Source organism: Dyadobacter sp. AC419 (genome assembly GCF_979253085.1).
Window position 1 is genome coordinate 156,848 of record NZ_CEEDCD010000004.1, and the last position, 6,603, is coordinate 163,450.

Annotated in this window: 8 protein-coding genes; 3 read left to right on the forward strand and 5 right to left on the reverse strand. The window is 45.6% G+C overall.

Going from position 1 to position 6,603, the window contains the following annotated elements; all coding sequences use genetic code 11:
• Nucleotides 1-5: 5 nt before the first annotated feature.
• Complete coding sequence (locus AC0IYG_RS02570) at nucleotides 6-1,730, reverse strand: tetratricopeptide repeat protein (RefSeq protein ID WP_471709456.1); 1,725 nt, start codon at nucleotides 1,728-1,730, stop codon at nucleotides 6-8.
• A gap of 184 nt (nucleotides 1,731-1,914) precedes the next feature.
• On the opposite strand from AC0IYG_RS02570, the gene AC0IYG_RS02575 reads away from it, so the two are divergent.
• On the forward strand, nucleotides 1,915-3,273 hold the full coding sequence (locus AC0IYG_RS02575; protein WP_471709457.1) for a Gfo/Idh/MocA family protein: 1,359 nt from the start codon (nucleotides 1,915-1,917) through the stop codon (nucleotides 3,271-3,273).
• Here the strand turns inward: AC0IYG_RS02575 and AC0IYG_RS02580 are convergent.
• From AC0IYG_RS02580 to AC0IYG_RS02595, 4 genes are all read right to left on the reverse strand, one after another.
• The gene (locus AC0IYG_RS02580) at nucleotides 3,218-3,724 is read right to left on the reverse strand and encodes a hypothetical protein (RefSeq protein ID WP_471709458.1); all 507 of its coding nucleotides are present in this window, start codon (nucleotides 3,722-3,724) and stop codon (nucleotides 3,218-3,220) included. The genes AC0IYG_RS02575 and AC0IYG_RS02580 overlap by 56 nt on opposite strands.
• Complete coding sequence (locus tag AC0IYG_RS02585) at nucleotides 3,669-3,980, reverse strand: hypothetical protein (protein WP_471709459.1); 312 nt, start codon at nucleotides 3,978-3,980, stop codon at nucleotides 3,669-3,671. Before AC0IYG_RS02585 ends, AC0IYG_RS02580 begins: the two co-directional genes overlap by 56 nt.
• Nucleotides 3,981-4,241: 261 nt before the next feature.
• The gene (locus tag AC0IYG_RS02590) at nucleotides 4,242-5,210 is read right to left on the reverse strand and encodes a M56 family metallopeptidase (RefSeq protein ID WP_471709460.1); all 969 of its coding nucleotides are present in this window, start codon (nucleotides 5,208-5,210) and stop codon (nucleotides 4,242-4,244) included.
• Nucleotides 5,211-5,232: 22 nt separating this feature from the next.
• Complete coding sequence (locus tag AC0IYG_RS02595; RefSeq protein WP_471709461.1) at nucleotides 5,233-5,592, reverse strand: BlaI/MecI/CopY family transcriptional regulator; 360 nt, start codon at nucleotides 5,590-5,592, stop codon at nucleotides 5,233-5,235.
• 92 nt (nucleotides 5,593-5,684) lie between these two features.
• Between AC0IYG_RS02595 and AC0IYG_RS02600 the strand changes: the two genes are divergently transcribed.
• Nucleotides 5,685-6,161, forward strand: coding sequence for a LacI family DNA-binding transcriptional regulator (locus tag AC0IYG_RS02600; RefSeq protein ID WP_471709462.1), 477 nt, complete (start codon nucleotides 5,685-5,687; stop codon nucleotides 6,159-6,161).
• The gene (locus AC0IYG_RS02605) at nucleotides 6,061-6,546 is read left to right on the forward strand and encodes a substrate-binding domain-containing protein (protein WP_471709463.1); all 486 of its coding nucleotides are present in this window, start codon (nucleotides 6,061-6,063) and stop codon (nucleotides 6,544-6,546) included. The genes AC0IYG_RS02600 and AC0IYG_RS02605 overlap by 101 nt, the downstream gene beginning before the upstream one ends.
• Nucleotides 6,547-6,603 lie beyond the last annotated feature (57 nt).

Below are 6,603 nucleotides of genomic sequence, written 5' to 3' on the forward strand. Positions count from 1 at the left end.
AAACCTTAACGCAGATAAACTGAACCTCTTGGAATGCGCTCAGCGGCTGCGAATGACTGTTTATATTTTGTTTCAATGCCTGCCAGTTCTCCCGTTTTCTTTTGCGCTTTCAAACTTTGATATAAACCAATTGTCGACCAGCCATTGCCTGGATTCCAAGTCAGGTCTTCGCGATAAACCTTTTCTGCGTCAACCGGTTTGTTCATTTTCAAAAGATAAGCGCCGAGGAATTGCCGTGCCGGAATGGGCCAGTCATTTGGCTCCGTATAGATCAGCCCGTCCTCGGTTTCAATTGCTTTATTTAAACTGGCAACGGCCTGATCATATTTTTTGTCGTTAAACGCAATGGCGGCGGTCAGGATATCTGCTGCAATGCTGGCAATGGGCGTAAATGCGTTGAACGGAATGCGTCTTTTGGTCAGGATCGGATCTTTTGATTTTTCCATAAGCGAAGCCAGTTCCAGTTTTGCCTTATCGCCAGCGCCCGTGTTGACATACGCGACGCCTTTTACGAAATTGCGTAGAAGCACTGCATAAGTCCATTTTGGATCCAATTTGGTCGTATCATTTAATATTTCCTGCCATTTTCCAAGCCTTACCAATGTCAGCTCAGGCAGCATAAACAGATATTGATCGTAGGGATTTTCATAAACCGGGGAAACCGTTTTCCTCAACCGATTGGCCGCAAACATGCCTGTTTTGTAAAGCCCGGCGCTCATGGCGCAATAAGTTTGAACCGCAAAATAATGCGGGCTATGCTTTACCAAACCAAGATTTTTAGCCAGCGAATCATATTGATGCAACGCAGCATCCGCCCGGTCATTCACGTCCACGCCTTTCAGAAAAAAGCCATTGCGCTCGTATTCGTGGCTCGACATATGCACCATATGCGCCACACCCGGCAGCTGATCACGCAATTTGTCCGCATTAGGAAGCGCCACCTCCGGATTCCGGGACGCCTCGGTGAGGTGAATGTGATAATGCAATGCCGCCGGATGGTTTGGGTTTTCTTTCAAAACCTGCTCGCTTAGCGCGATAACCTCGTTCGTCCATGCCTTTGGTGTTCCGTCATTGTTCCAGAAATCCCAGGCATGAATCAGCATAACCGCATCTACGAAAAGCATTTTAATTTCTTGATCATTAGGGAATTGACTGATTAGCTCGCGCGTCTTTTCTGCATAAGCGACATTTAGCTGTTTCCGGTCCGCGTCCGAAGCATCAGAAGAATAGCGCTGGTTCATCACGGCGATCAGCTGCTTTTCTTTCGGGCTTGCAGTTGAAGCTAGTGTATTCATCTGGCTTAAAACCAGTGGGATAGACTGCGGCTTTGTATACAAATGCGCACTGTTATAATAAGGCCCCATTGCCAAAGCCTGCCCCCAAAAAGCCATTGCACATTCCGGATCGAGCCGAGCCGCCTCTTGAAATGACGCCAGAGATTCTTTCATGTGATAACTGTAATACATCGTCAGGCCCTGGTTAAAGTAAAGCTGAGCGCTGTCATTTTTTGTCGAAACGGGATACGCGATATTTTCCCAGCCGGGCAGCACGGAAATGAACTTTCCATTTGCAGCAGCAACCACTTTGGCATCGGGCAGCGGTCCGCATACGGCGATGCTGCTTGACGTGTTTTCCTGTTTTTTATCAAAATCAAAAAAATGGAATTGATACGCCAAAATGCTCACCAGAACAAGCGGGATAAGCAATAGGGAGAATATGCTATTTTTCATTGTGTAAGTTTTTGTAGCCTGACATTCGCTCACATGCCAATGTGCCTGTGATTCGCGTGATTTAAATATAAAGCCATTATTTCTCTTTTTGACCACTGCAAATGCCATAACCCAAGATTTTACCTAAAATGAGCGGTACGATAATTGCCAAGATTGATTTATACAATCATCAACAAACTGCATAATGGAAGAGAAACTACGCATTAAGCCACTGCCGGAAACGGACGAGAAAGGAGTCCAGTCACCGATTTCACGCAAAGGATTTTTATCATTAACAGGGAGATATGCTGCAATCGGTGCGATGAGCGGACTGGTTCTGAAAGGTTCGCAGAACGCTTTTGCACAAACAACAAAAAAAGCAATTTCACCGACCGCTCGCGTGCCTGCAAAACCCGAAGATCCGGTCGTCCTGGAAAAGTGGAAGTCGGAATATGACCAGCAATCGGGGCCCGTTCCGACACCGCTGCCGCCTGATTCCCGCGTTGGTTATGCGGTAGTTGGTTTAGGTCATTTGTCTCTGGAAGAAATTCTACCGGCGTTAGGAATGTGCAAAAGATCGAAACTGACGGCACTTGTGAGCGGAAGTCCCGACAAAATGAAAAAGGTTGCAGCGCAGTATGGAGTCAAAACGGAGAACTGTTACAGCTATGAAACATATGATCAACTGAAAAATAATAAGGAGGTTGATGTCATTTATATTGTGCTGCCTAATGGACTGCATAGGGAATATGTTGTGCGCGGAGCAAATGCCGGAAAGCATATCCTTTGTGAAAAACCAATGGCCAACACAGCTGCGGAATGCCTGGATATGATCGCTGCCTGCAACAAAGCGAATGTGAAATTGATGGTCGCTTACCGGATCCAGTATCAGCCGCACAACCGCAAACTGCGTGAGATTTTACAGTCAAAAGAATTTGGTGTGACGAAGGTTGTGGAAGCGTCCAACTGTCAGAGCACAGCGAATCCGGAGCATTGGCGCCATAAATTGAAACTGGCCGGTGGCGGCGTTCTGCCCGATATCGGGCTTTATTGTCTGAACACGACGCGGTTTGTTTTGGGTGAAGAACCAACCGAAGTTTTTGCATATCAATACAGCACACCGGGTGATCCGCTTTTTAAGGAAGTGGAAGAGTTTGTGTCGTGGCAAATGCGTTTTCCGAGCGGCGTAATCGCCAGTTGCACAAGTAATTATGATGTGCATGAAAGCCGCCGTTATCGCGTTTTGTGTGAAAAAGGCTGGCTCAATATGGACAAAGCCTATGCTTATGAGGGACAGGAGTTAACCCGCGCCAAGGCGGACGGCATGATGGAGCTTAATGAAAAGATCGGGATTGCTGAGAAAAACCAGTTTGCAACAGAAATGGACCATTTCTCAGATTGTGTAATCAATAACAAAAAACCGTTCACACCAGGAGAGGAGGGACTTCAGGACCACATCATTATGGAAGCCATTTATCAATCTGCCAAAGAAGGCAAGCCCGTGAAAATCAATGCTGTGGCAAGCAATGCAGCTTTGCACGGGCCTGAGCCGGAGCTTGGTTAATTTTCGATTTTTGCAAGATCAGGCCGGCCGAATACTTCATTCTCCGGCCTGGTCTCATCCACCAGACTCTCGAAAGCTTCGGATCGTAGTAACGCGCCAGCTTTCCTTTGAACAACACAACTTTCTTAATTTCGCTTTTCAATGGCTTAATGTTGCTGCCGATGCCATACACCTGCCGAAAGCCATCCAGAAAATACGCATCTTTATCGAGCTCCGAAAGCTCAAATTCAGAAGCATCTTTCACTTCAACATTTCCTGAAAGCAAATTTGCCGGCGGCGCATCCTTGTAGAGCGGAAATGTAACGTATTTCAACTTTGCATAGAATCGGTCCTGTCCGAATTCCTTGCTGATCCTTGTATCATCCAGCAGATAAGGCGATGATCTGAATGCCTCATTAATTTCCGTATGTGTTGCCCTTTTTCCATCCAGATATAATTCCGTATCCTTCATAACCAACCAATTCTTTCTGTCTGTCGAAATAGCCGTTTCTGAATTTGGTCAGCACATTCTTCATGAAATAATGTTCCTTTTTGAAATCTTTTATCAGGTCGACTTCGGCTACGTAGGCGTTTGCATGCTGCGTCAAATATTCTTTCACTTCTTTGCTGACAGTGCGTGAGTCCGCATTTTTAGCATAAAACTTGGTTTTGGGACCATAGTAATAGCTTCTGACCGTCGAGTCCCGTTTTGGCGGGACAAACTGCACGGAAAGTCGGCCATAGCCGACGCTGTATTGCGCCGAGTAACTCTGACTAGATAATTCATATAATCGGAGTGGGCAAGCCGGAGCGAGTACATCAGAAAATCCTCAGATTCCGGTTTGACGCCGATCTTACTGTAATAATAGCCATCCTGATCCGTATGAAGAGTTTTGACAACCTTTTCATTGATGATGAGTTCAACGGGGAAATCTTGCAGCGGCTTGTTTGTCACAGCGTCCAGCAACATTCCGGCACAATAACCAAACTCATCTTTGGTCTTGAGCTGCATTTTGAAGCGTATCATTTTTAACCCGGTAGTCAAGAACAAGAAGCTTTTCGCGAATCTGTTTAGGTTCAATGTCAGGTCGGAATGCGACGAGCATGACAACGGCCAGCGGAACGATAAACAGAAACTGTGTCAGATAAATTTTCGGCGTCCTCGCTTTGTTCATCATAATGATCCGCTGTTTTAAGGAGGCGAAATTGAACTGATTTGTCAAACGGTGTGCAGGCACGCCGGTGACCTTTAAAAGCAGATATTGATATTGTTTCGCATCAACATTTCGCTTTAAAACCTGATCATCCGCAATGTATTCCAGGTTTTGCCGGATCGCATATCGAATTAGCCACGCGAAAGGATTATACCAGTTTACGATACAAAGAATCTCGGCCCAAATGTTGTCAAAAGTGTGTTTTTGCTGCACATGCACATATTCATGCAGCATGATCTTTTCCAGTTCATCGTCCTTATGCATGGCAGGATTGACAAAAATGGAATTGCCAAAGGAAAACGGACCGATCTCGCGATCCATATGATATAGTTTCACATGGTCCTCTGACACGAGCCGCGCCTTCTGTTTTATCCGGATATAAAAATAGAAATGCAGACAGAAACGCGCAGTCATCGCGATAATCCCGCACATAAGAATGATCAGAAGCCAGTTAACAGGCTCTTCCTGCGCGGGCATGGCGACCGGCATTTCCGCAGCTGTCACTTGAATGTAATGTGTCACTTGCGGAACCTGCATAACCCAGTCGTTTTCTGCAATGTCCTGTTGACCAAAGAGTTGATCGACGTCGATAAAAGGAATGCAGAACGAAAGCATCGAATACAGCAGCAAATACCAGCGGTTCCAGTTGTAGAAAGTGTGGCGGCGCAGGGCTGCATAATAAAACAGGCTCGTAACCGCCAGTCCGACGGTGAGCTTTATGAGATATTCTGGCAATTCGGTCATGGTGAAGCAAGTTTAGCACCGACTATTTTTTACCTTCTATTAATCCAATGATCTCCTTCAATTCATCAGCTGAAATCTTGTTTTTCTCTACAAAAAAGCTGACGAGTTCCTTGTATGAATCCTCAAAATAATCCTTAACTACATTGCCGATAAACTTTTGCTTGTAAGCCTCTTCCGTTATTAATGGCGCGTATAAATAAGCATTTCCAATAAGCCTGCCTTGCACGAATCCCTTCTTTTCCAGGTTCTTAACCGTTGATGCAAGCGTGGTGTAAGGCGGAGTCGCGCCGGTGAATGCAGCCATAAAAGACTTCACGCTGCCTTCGCCCGTCTTCCAGATCGCCTGCATCGCTTCTTCTTCTTGTTGCGTCAATTTTTCCATTTCTACGAGGTTTTCGTAAATCTACGAATGTTTCGTAGTTAATTCAAAGTGTTTCTGAATATTTTATATTTACCCGGATAGCATTCAATTAATTGGATCAAAGAAGGCGTTTGTTCGATGTGAAGGAAGTTGCAAGGCGGGCGAATGTATCCACAGCCACAGTCGACCGCGTGCTGCACAACAGGACCGGGGTTTCGGAAAAGACAAAACAGCGGATCAACGACATCATTAAGGAGCTTGATTATCAGCCCAATATCCTGGCCAGCCGCCTCGCTTCGAAGAAAATCATCACGCTGGCAATTCTCATTCCCGAAGTTTCGGAGGAAACCGATTTTTGGCAAGCGCCGCTGAACGGTGTGCGCAGGGCAGAAGCGGAGATCAAACAATATGGCATTCAGGCCCACACATTTTTCTTTGACCTCAATAGCAAGGAATCTTATGCCCAAAAGGCGAAGGGAAATACTGGAAATGGATGTGCACGGCATCTTGATCGCGCCGTCTTTCATTTCCGAAACACAGGATTTTGCCAGAGAATGCACAAACCGGAAGATTCCTTTCGTTTTCATTGATTCTGATGTTCCCGATCTGCAAAGTCTGTCATACATTGGGCCGCATCTTTTTAAAAGTGGTTATGTAGGAGCCAAGTTGCTGACTTACAGACTGCAACCGGATAAAAAAGTGCTGATTATCAACATTTCAAAAGAAATTGACAACTTCAATTACGAAACGATTGAAGAAGGTTTCCGTGCTTACTTTGCCGACAATCAGAATGCTAACGAAATCGTGCGGATCGATATTCAAGAGACGGATTACCAATCTGTTGCCCGGCACCTTACTTATGTTTTCCACCTCAATAAAGACATTGGCGCAGCGTTTGTGACAAATTCCCGTGTGAACACAGTGAAGCTGGTGACGAAAAACGCGAAAGCGTTTCACGATAAATGCGAAAACTAGAGAACGGACAATGAGAGGCTCGTGTTAATATCGGCTTCAACTGAACGAAGTACGTAA